Here is a 16,769-nt window from a genome sequence, read left to right on the forward strand (position 1 = left end):
CACATGGGAGGAACATGTGGTCCGGGACGTAGCGCCGACCCACAAGTCGAGCTGTAGCTAGGGCGCGCATGTCCATCAGAGTCGCGGAACGCCCCTCGTTAGTCTCGCCCGGGAGCGTTTCCGTGACCCACGTCGAAAGGTGTCGCAGTCGCGCCGAGGCGGTGAATTGCTGGATACCGGCGACCACACCCACGGCGGTTGCGATGACGCCGATCACGATTGCTGCCTGAGTTAGAAACTGGTCCATCTTCTAACCATGCCAGTTCGGCCCGTGACAGCGGCCTGGAGTCGGCAGACTCGCTCAACAGATCTGGGCTCACGACGTGCTGCGAGGTGCTCTCAGATCACAGACAGCCAGTGTCTTGTCATCGTGGCGCTTCGCGCGTGGGAGTTGCTGGCCTTGCTCGTCGTTCGACTCCCAGTCCTGACAGCGCCGGAGGATCGCGGCGAGGTCATCTGAGTTTGCAGCGGCAACGGTTGGCCAGTCGTCTAGGCCGAGGTGTTCCATCGGCTTGTATGCGCCGTCAGTCGCGAGCACGCACCACGGAGCCTCGTTGGGCGATAGACGTCGGATCAGCGCTTGTCCTGCGGCGGCGCGGTCGGCTTCTGCGATCCAGTAACCACCGGGCTTGTTGCGGTGCCGCAACTGCTCGGCTTGGAGCGCGGCGAGGATCCCGCGGTGTTCATCGCGCATCGGCTGGTCTAGTCGAGAACCAGCGCCCCGAGGGATCCACCAAGAGCGGCCAGGAGCGCCCAGTGTCGCTCGACGACGTGACCTTGCAGCTCTCAAGGCTCACCGGAAGGAGCAGATGAAGAGGCCGGCTGTTGCCGGTGAGGCGTGGGAGGACACGGGGCTCGTCTTCGTCAACGGTCTCGGTAAGCCGATCTACTACCCGACCGCGCCGACTCAGCGATTGGCCAAGACGATCGAGAAGTACGCCGCGATCAACGAAGCCAAGCCGAAGGCTGTCCGTGGTCCATCACTCCCCCACATTCGGTTCCACGATCTCCGGCACGTTCACGCAACCTTGCTTCTCAAGGCTGGGGTGCCGGTGCACGTGGTGGCTGCTCGCCTTGGTCACGCTGACCCGTCGGCCAATCTGCGCTTCGCCAACCAGGCCGACTAGGACGGCGGCGCCGATGAGCACGGTGACGAGACCGAAGAAGGCCGCGGGAAACCGTGGCCCTGTTAGCAGGAGCGTTAGCAACCGCCTTGAACTCGGCGGTCTTTGCGGACATGAAGAAGGCCCCTAGCCCGGCGTTCTGCCTGGTCAGGGGCCTTTCTCTTACTTGCACATTCGCTGCGCGCCTGTAGGGATTCGAACCCCAAACCTTCTGATCCGTAGTCAGATGCTCTATCCGTTGAGCTACAGGCGCAGCGTTACCGAAGCAACGTGTAGAAGATTAGCGGAAGATGGTCCGTGACCAGAAATCGCCACGTGTGAGAAGATCTGGCGCTAGCCACAGCATCGGGGAGGTGGAGCGTGAGCAAGCGTCAACCCACGCCGTCCGGCGAGGAGAAGAACGTGACCGACGAGGGACGCACGCCGAGGACGCGTGCACTGCTCGAGGCGAAGGGCATCGAGCTCTTCGAGCTCATCGCGGAAAGAGGCGGGATCCCCGCAAGTGACGCGCGGATCATCCAAGGCGGGGAGTTCGCCGACGCGTTGGCGACGTTGGCTGAGCTCGGCCTCGTTCGCAGGTCCGGCGACGACGATGCCAGCTGGGTGCCCGTTGACCCCGCGACCGTGCAAGCTCAGATCGTCGCGCCCATGACCCAGGAGGGCATTCGCCTGCTCCAGGAGTCCGCTGAATGGGCGAACAACTTCACAGCCCTGCGCAACGCTTGGCGACGGTCAGCACCAGATGACGAACGGGGGCCGTTCACATATGTGCATCGCCCGGCAATCCAGCCATTCGTCGACTCGCTCGCCGCCGAGTGCGAGTTCGAGGCGCTCACCGCGCAACCTCAGAACAGGAGGGCCGGCGGGGACGCCCTTGCGGAAACGATCGCCAAGGAGCAGGCGATGATCAAGCGCGGTGTCACCATGCGAACGCTCTACCAGCACGCGGCAAGGCGCAGCAGCGAGACGCGGGAGTACGTCTCCGCCATCGCGGCAGCGGGCGGTGAGGTCCGGACTCTCGACGAGTTCTTCAATCGCATGCTGATCTTTGATCGCCGGATCGCCGTCATTCCCAGCCCGGACGGCGTCGATGTAGCAGTCGCCGTTCGCGAACCGTCCGTCGTTGCCTACCTGGTCGATGTATTCGAGCGAGCCTGGGAACGGGGGCGGCCCTTCGGCCACGGTGACCCGTCCACTCTGAAGGACATCGCTAGCGAGCAGCGGTCGATGACCCTTCGAATGCTCATCGAGGGCCACTCAGACCCAGCCGCGTCGAAGCGGCTGGGCGTCAGCCCCAGGACGTACGCCGGCTACGTCGCCGACCTCAAAGAAGAGTACGGCGTCGACACCCGCTTCCAGCTCGGCTACGAGATCGGACGAAGCGGGTCGAGCGCCCTCGATGACTGAATAGACTCGCGGCGATCAGCCCCAGGAGATGTCCTTCGCCTGAGCATTCGAGGCCGTTGGGCCAGCCACACCCCAGGAGATGTCTACGGACTGGACCGTCTTGTCCGGCTCAGCATCGAATCCCCAGGAGATGTCCGCCTGGGCCGGGCCCGCGGGAAACAGCGTGACCGCCACCGTCGCCGCCGAGGCCAGCGCGAGAGCCGCCGCGGTGCGTACGAACTTCATGTTCTTGCCTTCCTGGTCTCGAGGCCGATTCTGGTGCCGAGAGGCCTACGGGATGATTATTGTGCAGGTTGGCGACTTTCGGGTAACCCAAGTTCCGGCGTACGGACTTTTGCACTGCTTAAAATTGCAGGTCAGAATGCAGTTTGGCCCCCTCATGAAGGGGGCCAAACGCATTGAAACTGGCGGAGGCGGAGGGATTTGAACCCTCGATGGGGTTTAAGCCCCAAACTCGATTAGCAGTCGAGCGCCATAGACCGGACTAGGCGACGCCTCCATACCGCTCGAACAGGCTACAAGACCCGCAGTCCTGGGACCAATCAGGGCGCGTCGGACGAACCCGCAGTGGTGTCGAGAGGCTTGATCGTGGCCTTCAGGTAGACCTGCAGCTCGCGTACGAACTGCTCTCGGTCGATGCTGAGGATGGTCACCGGGATCGTGGTGGCGCCACCCTTCTTGAGCCGCAGCTCCAGGCACGGCGTGCCGCCGGGCATGGTCGTCACCGCCTCCTGGATGTCGACCCAGCGAGCCTCGCGGACACCGGCACCTCGCACGAACGCGACCCGATAGCCCTGGGCGCTGGCGCGCAGGACGTACGCCTTGTTGCGAAGCCACCAACCGAACCCGATCACCGCTGCGACGCCGACGACGAGCGGGATGAAGATCCACGCGAAGTCGATCCGGGCCGCGATCACGACGGCCGTGCCGGCGAAGACCAGGAGCGCCAGGCCGACCATGGCGGCGCCGACGAGGCGGGCCTGCACGGATGGAGCGAGGCGGTAGTAGGTGAGCTCTGCAGATGACACGCTCTCCATTGTGGCCGACACGGGAGCCGAGAGCCGCATCGGCTTGCTCCTTTACGTGACCTAGGTCACAATCTGGTCATGACAGGTGTGCTTCCCAATATGTCGGATGCTCTTCGGGCCCTGGATACCGCTATCGCCGCTCCCCGTCCGGGGGCCAACGTCGGTCTCTGGCGCTGGTCGGTGCGCCAGCGCCTCGGAGGCGTACGTGAGGCGTTGCTGGTCCTCGACACCGGTCAGGAGTGGCATGCCCTCACCGATGTCAGCGCGCTCCGTGACCGCGGAACTCTGCTGAGCAGGCTCGCCGTTCTCGCCGACGACGTGCTCGACCGCACCGACCTCGAGGATCTCCTCCTCGAGCTGCGGCGGTTGATGATCGACGTGGATCGGCACCTGCAAGAGGTCTGAGTCTCAAGACTCCCAGCTGTGGCAGAGAGGGCGGGATTCGAACCCGCGGTAGGTCTCCCTACGACCGCTTTCAAGGCGGTTCCGATCGGCCACTCCGGCACCTCTCCATGCGCCCGTGGGCGCGTGGCCGAGTCTAGTGCGCCTGAGCCTCAGGCGCTCAACTCGACGAGAACGTCGCCCTCCTGGACGACGTCTCCGGAGGCGACCTTGACCGCCACCACGGTGCCCGGGGCCTCGGCGAGGACCGGGATCTCCATCTTCATCGACTCCAGGAGCATGACGGTGTCTCCGGCGGCCACCTTGTCCCCGGGCTGCACTCCGACGCTCATGACGTTCGCGACCATCTCGGCAGCGATCGTGGTGGGGATTCTGCGGCTCATACCCCAGAACCTATGGGTTACCGCGTGGTAGCCCCAGCTGGAGAGCGCCTCAGAGGAGCGCGTGGGTGCGGCCGGGCTCAGGGCGGACGGCACTGGCCTCGTCGGCCTCACGCGCCGCCCTGCGACCGCTGCCGGCGGCCGTCGAGCCGGTGAGCGCGAGGTCGATGCGGATGATGACGAAGGCGATCACCAGGCCGATGAGGATGCTGTAGACGACCGAGAGAGCCGCCTCGGCGAGCCCGACGTCGGGGTTGAGGAACGTGCTGGCGACCGGCGCGGTGAGCGCGACGCCGAAGAGGCAGACCCACCAGCCCTGGCGACGCCGGGAGCGCATGTGGGTGCCCCAGACCAGCGCCGGGACCCCGAAGAGCGCCTGGATCGGGTGCGGGTAGCCACCGATGTGGATGCGGCACCAGCGCTGCATGTCGTCGACCGAGTCCATCAGGCCGGTGCTGCCGTAGCGGCGCAGCATCTCCGCGTAGATCAGGGTGAGCGCGAGCATCAGGCCACCGATGCCGACGATGATCGCACCGCGCCGGCCGAGGCCGTGCAGGCCGGCACCGAGGCGGTAGACCGCGAAGAAGGCGATCGCGAGCGAGCAGGCCAGCGTCGCGTACTCGAATCGGGAGACCATCACCACCGGCTCGAAGCCGAGCGCGGCGAAGCTGCCGAGCGCGGCGATGCCGACAGCGATGAACGTCTCCCGGATGGTCTTCGGGAAGCGACGCGACGGGACGGTGGCCATCACCGCGAGGACCGCCGCCACCGATGCGACGAGAACCGCCGCACCCGTACGCAGCGCCTCGTTGTCCACGAGCACCACGACGATCCCGGCAACCCCTGCCAGGGAGCCGAAGATCAGCGGGCGGCCACCGGTGCGGTGAGCCAGCGCGAAGGTGTACGCGGTGCCGACCACGACGGCGCCGAGGCCGCCGAAGATCTCCGGGCCCAGGTCGAAGGCGCTAACCACGAGGCCGAGCACGCCGACGGCCAGCGCTGCCAGCCAGATCGCCCGGACGGTGCCGGCGGTCAGGCTCTCGATGATGCCGAGGCCCGCGCGGGCAGCACCGGCTCCGGGGACCCGCGGCTGCGCGAGGAACGAGGTCACCTTGGCGGCGGTCGTGGGCCGACCGGACGTCTCGGTGTCGTAGGGGCCGGCGGGCTCGTGGACCGGCTCGAGATGGCCGGACTGGTAGGGGTCGGGCTGATACGCGGGCTGCTGGATGTGGGGCGGCGTCTGCGGCGCCTGCGTCAGGCCGGTCGTACCGAGGTAGGGGGCAGGCGTGGAGTAGGCCGGCGCCTGCCAGGCACTCGGCGGCGGCGCGGTCGGCCCGCTCAGGGCGGGCGCTGGCTCGGGCCGGTACTCCGGCGCCGGGTAGCCGCCGTAGGAGGGTTCCTCCGGGGCCGTCCGCGCGGCTCGCTTGCCCGTATAGCCGTTCGGCTCGTCGAACTGCTCCGGCTCGGCACGGCCGGCGATCCGGCGACCACCGCCCGTGGCGGGAGGCTCCTGAGCCGCCTGACGCTCGTCGTACCACGTCTCGTCGGCCCAGCCGTTCTCGCTCCAGCCCGGGCCGTTGCTCTGCCCGCCGAAGGTCTGGCCGGTGTCCTGATAGCCGTTCCAGTCGTCCTCCGCCCACTGGTCATACGCCAGCGCCTCGCTCGAGGTCGGCTCCACGTAGGCGGGTGTGGGCTCGCTGCGACCGGCTGCACGACGGCCACGCTTGCTCTTGTCAGCGCGACGGCGGGGGGCTCGGTCCATAACAGGCGAGGATACCGGGGAAGGGGTGAACCTAACGAGTCATCGATATCCGTTTACCGCTGTGACGGGGAGTTGTTGACCGAGGTCACATTCTGCGGTTGACCAGGGAGGGGTTGGTGCGACGCGCCTCCGCGAGCACCGCTCGATCGATCGTCGCGGAGACGATCCCGTCGCCGTCGCCGGCCTCGGCCAGAACGTCCCCGAGAGGGTCGACGATCATCGAATGACCGCAGTAACGAGGGGCCGACTGGGCGGCCGCCGCGATGAAGACGGTGTTCTCGATCGCGCGCGCTCGCACGAGGGTGCGCCAGTGGTCGACCTTGCGCGGACCGGCGACCCACGCGGCCGGCAGCACGATCAGCTCGGCGCCCTGGTCGACCAGACGCCGCGCGAGCTCGGGGAAGCGCAGGTCGTAGCAGGTCATCAGCCCCGTCGGCACCCCGCCGATGTCGACCACGACCGGCTCGATCGCGCCCGCTACCAGCGCGTCCGACTCCTTGTAGCCGAAGGAGTCGTAGAGATGGATCTTCCGGTACGCCGCCTCCGCACCGCCCCTCACGAGCAGGGTGTTGAACGGTCGACCGTCGGCATCGCCACTGGTCTCGAGCATCCCGGCCACCACCGTGGCGCCGCGCTTCTCAGCCACCCGCGACAGCTCGGTCCCGAAGGGCCCGTCCTGGGCCTCGGCGTACGGACTCAGGTCGGATCCCGGCTTGCCGAAGTCCCTGGCGAAGACCTCGGGGAAGACGACCAGGTCGCTGTCGGCGGGAGTCAGCTCGCTCAGGAGGGACCGGTTGGCGTCGGGTTCGAGGCCGGAGGCGTGCTGCACGAGACTGATCCGGAGGCTGTTCCAGGTGGTCACGTCTCCAGACTAGAGTCCCGCTGTGTGAGCGAGCGTCAGCGAGTGAGCCGTCGAGCGACGGAGGTGGCGGCGTGCGAGCGTCAGCGAGCGACCATCGAGATCCTCACGCCGCCGCGTCCGTATTCTGGCGCTTGCGCAACGGAGGTGGCGGCGTGACCGCTTGGGACGAATGGGAGCCGTACGCAGCCGTGCTGCTCGCCGGAGGACGCAGCTCCCGCCTCGACGGGATCGACAAGTCCGGCATCGAGCTCGGCGGCCGCACGATGCTGGCCTGGGCGCTGGATGCGGTCGTCGACGCGATGGAGGTCGTCGTCGTGGGCGACCCGGTGCACACCGAGCGTCCGGTGACCTTCGTCCGTGAGGACCCGCGCTTCGGCGGCCCGACCGCCGCCCTGCTGACCGGCGTGGACGCGTTGCTGACCCCGCGGGCGTACGTCGGGGTGATCGCCGTCGACATGCCATTCTTGCGGCCGCGGACGCTGTCGCGGCTCAGGGAGGCGGCGTTCGGTCACGACGGCGCCGTGCTCGTCGGGCCCGACGAGCGCCGACAACTGGCCTTGGTCCTCTCCACCGAGCGGCTCGCCGAGGTCCGCCCGGACCACGAGGGGCAGCACGGGATGCCGTTGCGCAAGCTGCTGGCCGACCTCGATCTCGTCGAGGTCCCTTCGGAGGGCGACGAGCACCGCGACATCGACACCTGGACGGACCTCAAGTCGCTCTGAGGAATCGCCGTGGCGGCTCGCGCGCGAGCTGTAACACGCTGTTACACCGACTATCCGGTCGTTCAGAACGACCGGATAGTGCTACGAACGACGTGTTACACGACGCCGGGGCCGCAACTCACCACAGCTCGGCACCCCTAGGGTTGAGGCATGCGAGCCGTCGTAGCCGAGCAGCCCGGAGGGCCCGAGGTCCTCACCGTCACCGACCGTCCCGACCCGGAGCCGGCAGCTGGTGAGGTCGTGATCGACGTCGCCGCCGCGGGGCTCAACCGGGCCGACCTGCTGCAGCGTCAGGGCTTCTACCCGCCGCCGAAGGGCGCCAGCGACATCATCGGGATGGAGTGCAGCGGCGTGATCTCCGCGGTCGGCGAGGGCGTCGAGGAGTGGCAGGAGGGCGACGAGGTGTGCGCGCTCCTGGCCGGGGGCGGCTACGCGACGAAGGTCGCCGTCCCGGCCGGACAGGTGATGCCGGTGCCCGATGGCGTCGACCTGGTCACCGCCGCAGCGCTTCCCGAGGTCACCACCACCGTGTGGTCCAACGTGTTCATGGTCGGCGGACTGACGCCCGACGAGACGTTCCTGGTCCACGGCGGTGCCGGCGGGATCGGCACGATGGCGATCCAGCTCGCCAGCCAGATCGGCGCCCGGGTGATCACCACGGTCGGCTCGGCGGAGAAGGCCGAGCTCGCCAAGTCGCTCGGGGCGGAGGCGGTCATCAACTACAAGGACCAGGACTTCGTCGAGGTCGCCAAGGTCTACGGCGGCGCCGACGTCATCCTCGACAACATGGGCGCGAAGTACCTCGCCCGCAACATCGACGCCCTCAACCCCGAGGGCCGCCTGGTCATCATCGGCATGCAGGGCGGCACCAAGGCCGAGCTCGACATCAACGCTCTGCTCCGCAAGCGGGCCGCGGTGATCGCGACCAACCTCCGCGGCCGCCCGGTCGAGCAGAAGGCGACGATCTGCGCCGAGGTCGTCGAGCGCATCTGGCCGATGGTCGAGGCCGGTGAGGTGAAGGCGGTCGTGCAGGACGTACTCCCGCTCGCGGAGGCCGCCGAGGCGCACCGGCTCATGGAGTCCGGCACGCACACCGGCAAGATCCTGCTGACCACCGCAGGCTAGGTAGGGTTGAGCCCATGACGCAGGAGCAGACCGGGGAAGTCGTGGTCATCGGACCCGACGGGCAGCCGATCGCGGTGCCCGCCGACGTACTCAAGGACGCCACCGCGCCCGAGGCCGGCGGGGACGAAGAGCGCGATGTGACCGACCTCGTGGAGCAGCCCGCGAAGGTGATGCGGATCGGTTCGATGATCCGCCAGCTGCTCGAGGAGGTGAAGGCCGCCCCGCTCGACGAGGCCTCCCGCAACCGGCTCCGCGAGATCCACCAGGCCTCGATAAAGGAGCTCGAGTCCGGGCTCGCGCCCGAGCTGGTCGAGGAGCTGGAGCGGCTCTCGCTGCCGTTCGCCGAGCAGCAGACGCCGTCAGAGGGTGAGCTGCGGATCGCGCAGGCGCAGCTGGTCGGCTGGCTCGAGGGTCTCTTCCACGGCATCCAGACCGCCATCTACGCCCAGCAGGTCGCCGCGCGCGCCCAGTTCGAGCAGATCCGCAAGGGCCTGCCGCCGGGTGTGAGCCTCTCCCCCGAGGGTCAGCCGACCCCCGGCCAGGGCGGGCCCCAGCAGGACGGCCAGCACGACCACGGCTCCTCCGGCGGTCTCTACCTCTAGGCAAGGGGGCGGATGTTCACCGAGGTAACTCGGTGAACCCCAACCTCCTTCGTGGAACTCCGCGAGGGAAGCGCGCACCGGCCGAGTTACCTCGGTGAGCATTCACGGCAGCGGCCCGCCGGCGAGAGCCACGACGACCCCGACCCCTGCCGCGAGCAGCAGCGTGAGCACGACCCCACGCTTGAGCAGCAGCAGGAGTACGCCGGCGGCGGCCAGCACCACCCACTGCCACCATTCGCTCGTCGCCATCGCCAGCGGGACCGCAGACCCGAGGATGGCACCGATCGCAGCCGGCCCGGCGCCGTCGAGGAAGGCACGTGCGAGCGGCGAGGAGCGCAGCGCCTCGAAGTGCCGTCCGCCCGCGATGATCATCACGAACGACGGCCCGAACGCGATCACGGCGGCACCCAGTGCCCCGAGGAGTCCGGCGGCCGCGAACCCGACGACCGCGACGGTGTGGACGACCGGGCCCGGGGTGATCTGCCCGAGCGCGACCGCGTTGAGGAACTCGGCGTCGCTCATCCAGCCGTAGCGGTCGACCGCATCGGACTGCATCAGCGGGATGATCACGAACCCGCCGCCGTACGACAGCGCGCCGACCTTGAAGGCCGTCCACGCCAGCGGCGCGGCCACCGCGGTGGTGAGCGCTCCCTGGGCCAGGACCGGCACGGTCAGGAGGGACTGGAAGGAGTTCGTACGCCACGGCCTCCGCATCGCCACCTCGACGAGCCCGGCGCCCACGAGCACGAGGACGACCCAGGCCCCGGTGGTCGCGGCGGCGACGGTGCCGACGACGGCGTAGAGGATCCATCGCGGACGCGACGGGGTCCGCTCGTAGGAGGACGGCACCAGCGCCCAGCCCGCCTGGACCGCGACCGCGGCGACCGCCGCACCGGCACCGGCGCCGGCACCCAGCACCCATGCGGGCGGGTCGCCCAGGAACAGCGCCGCCAGGGCGAGGATCAGCACCAACCCCGGCAGGATGAACGCGAGCCCGCCGACCAGAGCGCCAAGCGCTCCACGGACCCGCCACGCGGTGAAGATGGCCAGCTGGGTCGAGGAGGGTCCGGGGAGCAGGTTGCAGGTCGCGATCGCGTCCTCGAACTCCTCCGGCTCCACCCAGCCACGCCGCTCGACGACGGTCTCGCGCAGCAGGCGGATGTGGGCGGGCGGACCACCGAACCCGATGACGCCGATCCGGCCCCACTCCCGAGTGATCTCCACCAACGTGGTCATGACGCGCAGCGTACGGGCTCGGCCTGATGTTTCTTAGTTGTGGATCTTCCGTAACCCCAAAGTGGCAAAAAGCTGCGTCATGACCTGGTCGCGACCCCGTTTCTCTCACGTGAAGGCCGCCGGACAACGGGCGGCCAGCGCCGTCCGCCGAGAAGAGGAACACCATGGCTACCACCACGATCACCGCACGTCACCGCAGTGACCTGACCGCCGTCGAGTCGCTCCGCAACAACGTGCTCGACGCCGTCCGCAGCCTCCGCAAGCCCGACCCGTCCGAGCACAAGCACCGCGGCGGGATGCCGCCGGCCGTCGGCACCACGATGTTCGGCGTCGCCGCTGTGGCGGCCACCGGCATCGTCGCACTCGGCGCCTTCCGCTGACCATGCGCCTACATCTTCGGTCCGTCGTACACAGCCTGATGCTGTGGGTGGACGCCCTGGGCCTACTGAGGGGGAGGGCCAGGGCGCGGTCGGGGGGCCGCACCACGGACTGAGTGTCGTCGCACGAGCGGGATCGGGGGATTCACGCTCGAGCAGACGGCACACGCGAGAGGTCTCGTCGCACCGAGGGATGTCGACCAGATCTCGCAAGACCGCAGCCGACCATCGAGGGGGATGGTCGGCTGCGGCGTTTCCAGAGCCCGTACGTCAGGCCGGGACCGACGACTCCTCCACCCATCCGCCATCGGCAGGGTCGGAGGCGGCCGCGTCGCGGCGTACGTCGGCGTCCTTCCACAGGTCGAGCAGCACCGCCGGCCAGATCTCCTCATCGGTCGCAGCGAGCTCCTCGCGCGTCCACCAGCGGTGCTCGGCCATCGTGAGCAGCTCATCCTCGGTGTGGCCGGCGGTGGAGACCTCGAAGGCCGGCACCCAGCACGCGTAGAAGACGTCGTTCTGGTCGATGACCACGTCGCTGTAGCCGTGCACCACGGTGCGCCGCATCGTCGGCCCGAGCAGGTCGGCCTCGGCGACCCGGAGGCCGGTCTCCTCCTCGAGCTCGCGGACCGCGGCGACTCGCTCGCTCTCGCCCGGGTCGATGCCGCCTCCGGGAGTGATCCACCAGCGCGCTCCCGGGATGCCCGGGTCGGAGTCGGCGAAGAGCAGGATCCGGTCGCGGTCGTCGATCAGGAGCACTCGGACCGTGCTCCGGGTGCGGCGGGGCCGCTCCTCCGGAGGTACCGGGACGAAGGTGCGTGGGGAGTCATCCGCAGAGGCCATGGCGCCATCCTCACCCACGCGGCGCGTACATGATCACGCCCATCCCGGCCAGGCACAGCGCCGCACCGGCGATGTCCCAGCGGTCAGGGCGGTAGCCGTCCATCGCCATCCCCCAGGCGATCGAGCCCACGACGAAGACACCACCGTACGCAGCCAGGATCCGCCCGAAGTGGGCATCGGGCTGCAGCGTGGCGACGACGCCGTAGAGGCCGAGCGCGATGAACCCGGCGCCCACCCAGAGCCAGCCGCGATGCTCCCGCAGCCCCTGCCAGACCAGCCAGGCGCCACCGATCTCGGCGATCGCCGCCAGCATGAACAGCAGGAGCGAGCGGAGGATCAAAAGCCGTCGCCGATCAGGTGCGCACCGCCCAGCGGGTCGTTGTTCCAGGAGATCGTCGTCCAGCCCTCCTCCAGGCTGCCCTCGACGACCGCGAGGCCGGTGTTGCGGATCCGGTTGTCGTCGCCGAAGGCGGGCGACCGCGTGGTGCGCAGCCCGGTCCACATCCGGATCGCCGCACCGTGCGAGACGATCGCGACGGTGTCATCGGGATCGTGCTGCTTGACCACCGACTGCACCGCGGCGTCGAAGCGCGCCAGGAACTCGTGGCCGGCCTCGCCGCCCGGGACCGGGGTCTCGAGCGTGCCGCGGATCCAGTCGCCGAGCGCCTCGAGATAGGCCGTCACCGACTCCTTGTCGGTGGCCATCTCCAAGTGGCCGGCACTGATCTCCTCGAATCCCTCCTGCACGACGACCGGCATCCCGAGCCGGTTGGCGAGCGGCTCGGCGGTCAGCTGCGTACGCACCAGCCGGGAGGCGTACAGACCCGCGATCCGCTCCCCCGCCAGCGCATCCGGCACCGCCGCGGCCTGGGAGAGTCCGAGCTCGGTCAACCCCGCCCCCGGGAAGGCAGTGTCGAGCGCCCCCGAGACGTTGCTCGGGGTCTGGCCGTGTCTGATCAGCAGAAGTCTCATATGCCGGTAAGGGTACGGGACCCACCGTGCTGGACGTGACGGACTAATGTGAATCCGGACGAACTACTTCCGGGAGCCGCCACGATGGGACATGACGAGAGCCCGACCGCTCGGGCGCTGCTCACCCTCGAGCTGCTGCAGTCCTCCCCCGGCATCACCGCCGAGCGCCTGGGCGAGAGGCTGCGGGTCACCGAGCGCGCCGCCCGGCGCTATGTCGCGATCCTGCGGGAGGCGGGAATCCCGGTCGAGTCCGAGCGCGGTCCCTATGGTGGCTATCGCCTCGGCCGAGGCATGCGTACGCCGCTCATCTTCACCACCGCGGAGGCGCTCGGTCTGGTGATGGCCCTGCTCGACGGTCACCACGACATCGCCGACGCCACCGGTCCGGTCGGGAGCGCCGTCGGCAAGATCGGCCGGGTGCTGCCCGAGTCGCTGTCCCAGACGGTGGCCGCGGTGCGGCGTACGATCTCGGCCGTTCCCGACCAGAGCGCCGTCTCGCCCGATCCCGACGTCACCACCAGCCTGGTCCAGGCCTGCGACTCCCGGCGGCGCACCACCATCGCCTACACGACCGAGAACGGCAACGAGCGCAAGATGGTCGTCGACCCCTGGGCGGTCGTCGTACGCCACGCCCGCTGGTATCTGCTCTGCTGGTCGCACACCGCCGGCGCGCGCCGGGTGCTTCGCGTCGACCGGATGGGCGCCGTCGACATCGAGGAGACCAGCTTCGTACGTCCCGAGATCGACCCCGTCACCGAGGTCGAGGAACACCTCGGCGAGGGCTGGGCCTATGCGGTCGAGGTCGTCTTCGACGCGCCGTTCGAGGAGGTCGACCGCTATCTTCCGCGCGTCCTCGGCCGCCTCGAGCCGATCGACGACGACCACTGCCGTCTCGTCGGGAGCACCAACAGTCCGGACTGGTACGCCCAGGAGCTCGCCCGCCGCGCCGTCCCCTTCCGGGTGGTCGAGGGCGACGAGGTACGCCGCTGCGTGGCCGACCTCGGCCAGCGACTCCTCGACGCCGCCGCCCGCTGACGCTCCCGGACTACCCCGGACGAATCGTCAGGAGAGCTTTGCGGGGAGGTGCGAGTAGCCGCGGAGGATGCGGGTGGGGTGGCGCTCGCGGTCGCCGACGAGCTCGAGGCCGGGGAAGCGCTCGAAGAGGAGACGGAGGCCGATCTCGCCCTCCATCCGGGCCAGAGCGGCACCGAGACAGAAGTGGCGGCCGCTGGAGAAGGAGAGGTGGTCGCGGGCGTTCTCGCGGGTGACGTCGAAGGTGTGCGGGTCGGTGAAGACGGCGGGATCGCGGTTGGCGGCGGCCAGCACGGTGTTGATGATCGTGCCGCGCGGGATCGCCTGGCCGGCGATGGTGGAGTCGCGCCGGGCGACCCGGCCGGTGAGCAGCACCGGTGGGTCGAGCCGCAGGATCTCGTCGGAGGCGTTCGACCACAGGTCGGGCTGCGCCTTGAGCACCTCGAGCTGATCGGGGTTGTCGTGGAGCAGCGCGATGCCGTTGCCGATCAGGTTCACGGTGGTCTCGAAGCCGGCCGCGAAGACCAGCCCGGCGATCGCCCGCAGCTCCCGCTCGCTGAGCCGGTCGCCGTCGTCGCGGAGGGCGACGAGCTGGCTGAGCAGGTCGTCACCGGGATGCTCGGCGAGATACTCCAGATGGCCGCGGAGCCAGGTGTCGAACTCCTCCAGGGAGGCCTCCATGTCGCGGAACGTGCGCCAGTCCAGCCCGATGTCGAGGCTCAGCGCCGCGCCCTTGCCGAGCTCGAGCATGCGTTCGCGCAGGTCGACGGGGACGCCGAGCACCTCGGAGATCACCGTGATCGGCAGCAGCCCGCAGTAGCGGGTGACCAGGTCGACGTCGGCCCCGGACGCGGCCTCCTTCTCCAGGTCGTCGAGCAGCTCCCGGGCGATCTCCTCGGTGCGAGCGCGCAGCTTCTCGACCGCACGCACCGTGAAGACGCGGGTGACCAGCTTGCGGTAGCGGGTGTGCTCCGGCGGCTCGGTCGCCAGCAGCGACGGCGGCTGGAGCGGGGCGAAGACGTCGCTGGCCGACCAGCTCGCCGCCCTCGCCAGCAGGCCGGTGCCCGACTCGTCGGGCGCGAAGAACCCGGTGATGAAGTCGTTGCTGGTCAGCACCTCCTTGATGACCTCGTGGTCGACCGCGAGGTGGCTGAACCCGCCCTGGTAGAGCGGCCCGCGCACACGGAACTCCTCGAACAGGTCGACCAGATCGAAGGTGTGCGACCCGGGCCCGCTCAGGATCAGGTCACCCTGGAGGTCACCCTTTCGCGCGGAACGAACGATCGCCGTACGCGGCAACCCGTGCCCCAGCGCCCAGCGCACGCCCTGCTTGGCGGTGCGCTCCACCGTGCCCAGCGTGCGGCCCAGCGTTCGGCCGGCAATCGTGCGGGTGCCGGCGGGCGGCGTGATCTTGAGCGGCATGCGAGACCTCCGAGGCGCAGGAACACGTTCTCATGCAGCGTACGCCGCACCGGAGGCCGCCACATCCGACCCTGGTAGCAATTCAGCCCAGGCGGGTCAGCGCCGCACGAACTCGCGATCGCCCTTGGGCCAGGAGTGGGTGTAGCCGGTGACCTTCTTGGCACCGTCGACCCGGACGCTCCACTCCGCGTGCCCGGAGGCGACCGGCTTGACCACGACGAGCTGGTTGGGCTCGGTGATCGTGACCGTACGCGTGAACCGCTCCGGCGCACCCCACGGATCCATCGCGATCGTGGCCGTCACCGGCAGCCTGCTGGCGTCGATCCGCAGCCCGATGGCCTCGGTCATCGCGATCGCCTCCACCGACAGCGTCCTGGTCGGCTCGGGCGCCGGCTTCTTGGTCGGCTTGGGGGTCGGCGTCGGCGTGGGAGTCGGCGTCGGCTCGACGCGGACCGAGGATGCCGACGCGCTCGGCGAGGGTGTCTCCGAGGGCGCCTCCTCGCTGGCCCCCGCGCTCGGCGCCGACTGCTGGCTCTGCGGCTCCTTCGTGTCCGAGGCGTCGGAACCGGTCACCACGCCGCGTACGACCTCGTAGATCAGGATCAGCAGCAGGATGACGAGGACGACCAGCACCACCCGGCCGCGACGCGTCATCCGCGACCGCCGGTAAGGGGTCGATTCCAGGTGGTGCAGCGGCACCAACGGTCCGGCGACAGCCCTCCTGGCGGGGGCTCCGCGCGCTGGTTCGGGCTCAGGCTCCGCTTCCGGCTCTGGTTCCGGTTCAGGCACCGGCGCCGGTGCCGGAGGAGGCGGGGCCGGTGCCGGGGGCGGCGGCGCCAGCTCGGGCTCGGGTTCCGGCTCGGGTTCCGGCTCAGGTTCCGGCTCGGGCTCGGGTTCCGGCTCGGGCGCAGGAGGTGGCTCAGGCGCAGGAGGTGGCTCGACAGCCGGCGCCGGAACAGCCAGGACCGGCGGCACGTACGGCTCAGGCTCGGGCTCAGGGTCCGGCTCGACGACGCCCTGGATGATCACGGGCCCAGAGCCGGCCGGCAGCCAGGCCGCGCCGGGTACGTCGTCGGGCGAGCCGTAGCTCCCGAAGACCTCGAGGGTCTCGACGTCGGTGACCCGCCCGTCGGGATGGACGACCATCCGGACGCGGGCCTCGTCATCGGTCGCGACGACCTGGACGGGTTTGCGGCTCGGGCCGGCGAGCTGTTCCCGCACGGCACGGATGCCTGCCTGGTGCGGGTCTTCGCCCCACGGGCGATCGACCACCAGGCCGTTGAGCGTCGTGACCCCGCGGGTGACGGAGAGGATGGCTGTCTGCTTCCGGGCCATCAGCGGCCTCCGGAAGGGTCAATGCACACGTGTGGGGTCCTCGCGGTGGGGAAGCGGGCAACGGGCTCGGAAAGTGTGTCGTTCAAGCCTCAACAGGGCAACTCACACGCGCAAGCCCTACCCACCAGTTACCGACTTGTC

At 69.3% G+C, this 16,769-nt stretch carries 20 protein-coding genes and 3 tRNA genes; 8 read left to right on the forward strand and 15 right to left on the reverse strand.

Features of this window, described 5'->3' with window-relative positions; genetic code table 11:
- Window positions 1-316 precede the first annotated feature (316 nt).
- Window positions 317-694 (reverse strand): hypothetical protein, encoded by a 378-nt coding sequence (locus ABTX24_RS09370; protein ID WP_350839090.1) that lies wholly within the window; start codon window positions 692-694, stop codon window positions 317-319.
- A gap of 115 nt (window positions 695-809) precedes the next feature.
- Between ABTX24_RS09370 and ABTX24_RS09375 the strand changes: the two genes are divergently transcribed.
- Window positions 810-1,127, forward strand: coding sequence for a tyrosine-type recombinase/integrase (locus ABTX24_RS09375; protein WP_160026230.1), 318 nt, complete (start codon window positions 810-812; stop codon window positions 1,125-1,127).
- 177 nt (window positions 1,128-1,304) lie between these two features.
- Here the strand turns inward: ABTX24_RS09375 and ABTX24_RS09380 are convergent.
- A tRNA-Arg gene (locus tag ABTX24_RS09380) sits at window positions 1,305-1,377 on the reverse strand.
- A 107-nt stretch (window positions 1,378-1,484) separates the two neighbouring features.
- Between ABTX24_RS09380 and ABTX24_RS09385 the strand changes: the two genes are divergently transcribed.
- Window positions 1,485-2,531, forward strand: a complete 1,047-nt coding sequence (locus tag ABTX24_RS09385; RefSeq protein WP_350839092.1) for a LuxR family transcriptional regulator — start codon at window positions 1,485-1,487, stop codon at window positions 2,529-2,531.
- A gap of 15 nt (window positions 2,532-2,546) precedes the next feature.
- On the opposite strand, the gene ABTX24_RS09390 is transcribed toward ABTX24_RS09385, so the two are convergent.
- The 3 genes from ABTX24_RS09390 to ABTX24_RS09400 form a co-directional block, all read right to left on the reverse strand.
- Complete coding sequence (locus ABTX24_RS09390) at window positions 2,547-2,756, reverse strand: hypothetical protein (protein ID WP_350839094.1); 210 nt, start codon at window positions 2,754-2,756, stop codon at window positions 2,547-2,549.
- A 180-nt stretch (window positions 2,757-2,936) separates the two neighbouring features.
- Window positions 2,937-3,030 (reverse strand) — tRNA-Ser (locus ABTX24_RS09395).
- 43 nt (window positions 3,031-3,073) lie between these two features.
- A complete protein-coding gene (locus ABTX24_RS09400; protein WP_350713842.1) occupies window positions 3,074-3,568 on the reverse strand; it encodes a hypothetical protein in 495 nt (164 codons plus the stop codon).
- A 90-nt stretch (window positions 3,569-3,658) separates the two neighbouring features.
- Between ABTX24_RS09400 and ABTX24_RS09405 the strand changes: the two genes are divergently transcribed.
- Window positions 3,659-3,964, forward strand: a complete 306-nt coding sequence (locus ABTX24_RS09405; protein WP_160026227.1) for a hypothetical protein — start codon at window positions 3,659-3,661, stop codon at window positions 3,962-3,964.
- Window positions 3,965-3,983: 19 nt separating this feature from the next.
- Here the strand turns inward: ABTX24_RS09405 and ABTX24_RS09410 are convergent.
- The 4 genes from ABTX24_RS09410 to ABTX24_RS09425 all read right to left on the reverse strand — a co-directional run bounded on the left by ABTX24_RS09410 (window position 3,984) and on the right by ABTX24_RS09425 (window position 6,965).
- Window positions 3,984-4,071: transfer RNA gene (locus ABTX24_RS09410), tRNA-Ser, on the reverse strand.
- Between the two features lie 42 nt (window positions 4,072-4,113).
- A complete protein-coding gene (locus ABTX24_RS09415; RefSeq protein ID WP_141801890.1) occupies window positions 4,114-4,344 on the reverse strand; it encodes a biotin/lipoyl-binding carrier protein in 231 nt (76 codons plus the stop codon).
- Window positions 4,345-4,393: 49 nt separating this feature from the next.
- Window positions 4,394-6,103, reverse strand: a complete 1,710-nt coding sequence (locus ABTX24_RS09420) for a hypothetical protein (RefSeq protein ID WP_350839096.1) — start codon at window positions 6,101-6,103, stop codon at window positions 4,394-4,396.
- Between the two features lie 85 nt (window positions 6,104-6,188).
- Window positions 6,189-6,965, reverse strand: a complete 777-nt coding sequence (locus tag ABTX24_RS09425) for a carbon-nitrogen hydrolase family protein (RefSeq protein WP_350839098.1) — start codon at window positions 6,963-6,965, stop codon at window positions 6,189-6,191.
- A 152-nt stretch (window positions 6,966-7,117) separates the two neighbouring features.
- On the opposite strand from ABTX24_RS09425, the gene mobA reads away from it, so the two are divergent.
- From mobA to ABTX24_RS09440, 3 genes are all read left to right on the forward strand, one after another.
- Window positions 7,118-7,687, forward strand: coding sequence for a molybdenum cofactor guanylyltransferase (gene mobA / locus ABTX24_RS09430; protein WP_350839100.1), 570 nt, complete (start codon window positions 7,118-7,120; stop codon window positions 7,685-7,687).
- A 150-nt stretch (window positions 7,688-7,837) separates the two neighbouring features.
- The gene (locus tag ABTX24_RS09435) at window positions 7,838-8,812 is read left to right on the forward strand and encodes an NAD(P)H-quinone oxidoreductase (protein WP_160026223.1); all 975 of its coding nucleotides are present in this window, start codon (window positions 7,838-7,840) and stop codon (window positions 8,810-8,812) included.
- A gap of 14 nt (window positions 8,813-8,826) precedes the next feature.
- Window positions 8,827-9,414: a bacterial proteasome activator family protein gene (locus tag ABTX24_RS09440; protein ID WP_350839102.1), complete on the forward strand. Its 588-nt coding sequence runs from the start codon at window positions 8,827-8,829 to the stop codon at window positions 9,412-9,414.
- Window positions 9,415-9,516: 102 nt separating this feature from the next.
- Here the strand turns inward: ABTX24_RS09440 and chrA are convergent, their stop codons facing one another.
- On the reverse strand, window positions 9,517-10,650 hold the full coding sequence (gene chrA, locus ABTX24_RS09445) for a chromate efflux transporter (RefSeq protein WP_350839104.1): 1,134 nt from the start codon (window positions 10,648-10,650) through the stop codon (window positions 9,517-9,519).
- 164 nt (window positions 10,651-10,814) lie between these two features.
- Here chrA and ABTX24_RS09450 point away from each other — a divergent pair, with 164 nt between their 5' ends.
- Window positions 10,815-11,030, forward strand: coding sequence for a hypothetical protein (locus ABTX24_RS09450; protein ID WP_350713821.1), 216 nt, complete (start codon window positions 10,815-10,817; stop codon window positions 11,028-11,030).
- 267 nt (window positions 11,031-11,297) lie between these two features.
- Here the strand turns inward: ABTX24_RS09450 and ABTX24_RS09455 are convergent, their stop codons facing one another.
- From ABTX24_RS09455 to ABTX24_RS09465, 3 genes are read right to left on the reverse strand one after another with little or no spacing between them, the layout of a single operon-like run.
- Window positions 11,298-11,867 carry an NUDIX hydrolase gene (locus tag ABTX24_RS09455; protein WP_350839106.1) on the reverse strand — a complete coding sequence of 190 codons (570 nt, stop codon included), beginning with the start codon at window positions 11,865-11,867 and terminating at the stop codon, window positions 11,298-11,300.
- Window positions 11,868-11,877: 10 nt separating this feature from the next.
- Window positions 11,878-12,207, reverse strand: a complete 330-nt coding sequence (locus ABTX24_RS09460; protein ID WP_350839107.1) for a YnfA family protein — start codon at window positions 12,205-12,207, stop codon at window positions 11,878-11,880.
- Window positions 12,204-12,839 carry a histidine phosphatase family protein gene (locus tag ABTX24_RS09465; RefSeq protein WP_160026217.1) on the reverse strand — a complete coding sequence of 212 codons (636 nt, stop codon included), beginning with the start codon at window positions 12,837-12,839 and terminating at the stop codon, window positions 12,204-12,206. Before ABTX24_RS09465 ends, ABTX24_RS09460 begins: the two co-directional genes overlap by 4 nt.
- Window positions 12,840-12,923: 84 nt before the next feature.
- Between ABTX24_RS09465 and ABTX24_RS09470 the strand changes: the two genes are divergently transcribed.
- The gene (locus tag ABTX24_RS09470) at window positions 12,924-13,874 is read left to right on the forward strand and encodes a helix-turn-helix transcriptional regulator (protein ID WP_350839109.1); all 951 of its coding nucleotides are present in this window, start codon (window positions 12,924-12,926) and stop codon (window positions 13,872-13,874) included.
- 27 nt (window positions 13,875-13,901) lie between these two features.
- Here ABTX24_RS09470 and ABTX24_RS09475 read toward each other — a convergent pair whose 3' ends face one another.
- Window positions 13,902-15,293, reverse strand: coding sequence for a cytochrome P450 (locus ABTX24_RS09475; protein ID WP_350839111.1), 1,392 nt, complete (start codon window positions 15,291-15,293; stop codon window positions 13,902-13,904).
- 96 nt (window positions 15,294-15,389) lie between these two features.
- Window positions 15,390-16,628 (reverse strand): hypothetical protein, encoded by a 1,239-nt coding sequence (locus ABTX24_RS09480; protein WP_350839113.1) that lies wholly within the window; start codon window positions 16,626-16,628, stop codon window positions 15,390-15,392.
- Between the last annotated feature and the right edge of the window lie 141 nt (window positions 16,629-16,769).

The sequence above is a fragment of the Nocardioides sp. NPDC127514 genome (assembly GCF_040302125.1).
Classification (GTDB): domain Bacteria; phylum Actinomycetota; class Actinomycetes; order Propionibacteriales; family Nocardioidaceae; genus Nocardioides.